At 53.3% G+C, this 2459-nt stretch carries 3 protein-coding genes; 2 read left to right on the plus strand and 1 reads right to left on the minus strand.

What is annotated here, in order from left to right:
- Positions 1-92: 92 nt before the first annotated feature.
- On the minus strand, positions 93-368 hold the full coding sequence (locus UU9_RS13275) for a hypothetical protein (protein ID WP_156804294.1): 276 nt from the start codon (positions 366-368) through the stop codon (positions 93-95).
- Between the two features lie 74 nt (positions 369-442).
- Here UU9_RS13275 and UU9_RS13280 point away from each other — a divergent pair, with 74 nt between their 5' ends.
- A complete protein-coding gene (locus UU9_RS13280) occupies positions 443-1060 on the plus strand; it encodes a hypothetical protein (RefSeq protein ID WP_040671041.1) in 618 nt (205 codons plus the stop codon).
- 638 nt (positions 1061-1698) lie between these two features.
- Complete coding sequence (locus tag UU9_RS13285; RefSeq protein WP_007082274.1) at positions 1699-2331, plus strand: hypothetical protein; 633 nt, start codon at positions 1699-1701, stop codon at positions 2329-2331.
- Positions 2332-2459: the final 128 nt, after the last annotated feature.

The following is a 2459-nucleotide window of genomic DNA, read 5'->3' on the forward strand; positions in this document are numbered from 1 at the left end:
GGGAATAGATCAGAGCATCCCTAACGCTGGAGTTAAGCGGCGGCGAAGCCGTCCGCCTTGAACGAGTTGTTAGATGCCCGTCGAGCAGCCACCTACTTGCCTCGCTTGTTGATTGCCAAAAGGTGAGCAACAACTACCTCACCGATCTCTTGAAATTGCTGGTCTGAAAGCTCCATAGCGTCTAGGCGGTCGTTGGGATACACATTGTGCGTAGAGAATACTTTGTGCCTCCAGACTCGCTCCGACGCAGCTGGATTGCCCGCAACAACATGATCGAAGATCAGTAGCGACTGGCCGTCCCCAAGATCACGAAGGCATATGGTCATGCCTTCTTTTGCGCGATGACCACTATCTGTCTCGTGTGCCATGTGCGCCCCTTGCATCTAACATCTCGTTCAAGGCGGACGGCTACGCCGCCGCTTAACTCTAGCGTTAGACCCCGGTGGAACTGACCAGCGAACTTCAAAGTCTCAACGATGCCCTGGACAAAGTCCCAGGCGCTATGCTGCGGGCCTTCGGCAAAGAAGGCAGCTCCATGTACTACACGGACCTGGTTCTTGCGGGCGCGACAAAGCGCACGTTAGGGCTTGGCCACGGCCTGATCGCAATGATCAACGCCAAGAACATGCTATGTGGCAGAGCACTCGTAAGGATGCAGATTGATACGGTTAGTCGTGTTCTTGCCTACACCTATGTTGCAGATCGAGAGGACCTTGCTAGGCGCGTAATTGGTGGTGAAAAGCTGCGCTCGTTTAAGTGCCGCGATGGAAAGAGACTCACTGACCAATACCTGATTGAGCGTCTATCAAAAACCCTTGCGTGGGCTGCTGATGTGTATGACAGAACTTCGGGTTCGGTTCACTTTTCAGAGCAGCAGCTGTTCTCCGCCTCGGAAATGACCTCGGATGAAAATGGCAGCCACATCAACCTTATGATTACGCAATTTGATACGAAGTACCCCGAGTCAAGCTGGGTAGAAATCGCAGCTTGTTTTACAGAACTCACCGACTTCTTCGTCCACATCCTAGACCAGTACTCGGCATCCAAGCCCGGGGTCTAACAATTCGTTCAAGCCGAACTTGCTTCGCTACACCAACAACGTGGCAGGTAAAGCTTGCCACGTTGTCGGCTACGCTACGCAAGTCGGCTTAACTCAGGCGTTAGACCGCAGTGGAGGACGCATGACAAGACCATGGATTCTTTTGGTGTTACTTGCTGGACTCGCAGGATGCGCCACCACGCCGGTGCCTGTATCAAACGCAGACATTGTTCCAAAGTCACGGCTTGAGACTGGGTACGCCCAGTTTAAAGCTCAGACTCCCGGTTTTATCAAAGTCACATTTGTCCGCGATGCCGGCTTCAACGGTGCGGGTAGGTCAGTAGTGCTCGCTATCGACGGCACTAATATCGCTCAGATTAGAACCAGTGAATCCGTCGTCATATATCTCGCACCGGGTAGTCATATCTTCGCCGTAGCGCCAACCCCGCAGGCTGGTGACGCTCTCGTGGAGCGAAGCTTTATCATAGGCACAGAAGATCCACGATTCTTTCGTATAAGTTTGGGCTCTGGTGGCTTCGTTGTCCAACCTTCTACCAAGCTGCAGTGATGAGCGGTCTAACAAGCCAATGCAGCGGACGCGGTGCCCGCGCCGCTGATTTCCGGCGTTAGGCCTCACTATGAGACTACGAATCTACCGAATGAGCGCGGTCATTATTGCAGCGACTCTTGCAGTAGCGCTAGCTTGCTGTGTTGTGGCGCTCTATCTTTATCAGTTTCACGGTGATCTTGCTGATAGCTCTCAGGACTGGGCAAATTTTGGTGATTATCTCGGAGGCACGCTGGGCCCATTGTTTGCCTTTCTTGCCTTTGCCTTGGGCCTACACACCATTAATCAATCTCGGCAACAAAGCCGGCGCGACGAGCTCCTGAAGACCATCCAGGGCTATGAACATGACTTTGAGCTATGTGTGGCTAAGCCCGTAACTTGCCAAGCCCCTTGGGTTTGGGGCAATGATTTCGGCGCCGCAGATAAAGTCCAAGAGGTGCCTTTGCGCACCCTGCTCCAAAGCGACGGAATTGACTGGGAGCAACATCTGCCCATCGTTGCGCAGGGCTTAAAGTTCCGCGTGCTCCCCGATGGTGAGCTGATCCAAGATCGTGACATCTGGCTGCGCGCTCACCTAGCAGCCGAGGGAATTTTCCGCTATTTGGAGCTGTACAAAGAAGCTGGTGGAGACATGTCGCTAGTGCAGTACCTCACGGAAAAATATGAGATCGCTCGTAATCGTTTGCTATCCTCCGGCCATGAGGCCCAGCTCTTGGGGGCGTGAGGCCTAACAATTCGTTCAAGCCGAACTTGCTTCGTTACACCAAAGCCATGGCAGAAAGAGCTTGCCATGGCTTTGGCTCCACTACGCAAGTCGGCTTAACTCAGGCGTTAGGGATGCTCTGATCAATC

This window comes from Rhodanobacter fulvus Jip2 (assembly GCF_000264315.1).
GTDB lineage: Bacteria > Pseudomonadota > Gammaproteobacteria > Xanthomonadales > Rhodanobacteraceae > Rhodanobacter > Rhodanobacter fulvus.

Coding starts and splice junctions, on each gene's coding strand:
- UU9_RS13275 (WP_156804294.1), bottom strand. CDS start 368: ATGGCACACGAGACAGATAGTGGTCATCGCGCAAAAGAAGGCATGACC.
- UU9_RS13285 (WP_007082274.1), top strand. CDS start 1,699: ATGAGCGCGGTCATTATTGCAGCGACTCTTGCAGTAGCGCTAGCTTGC.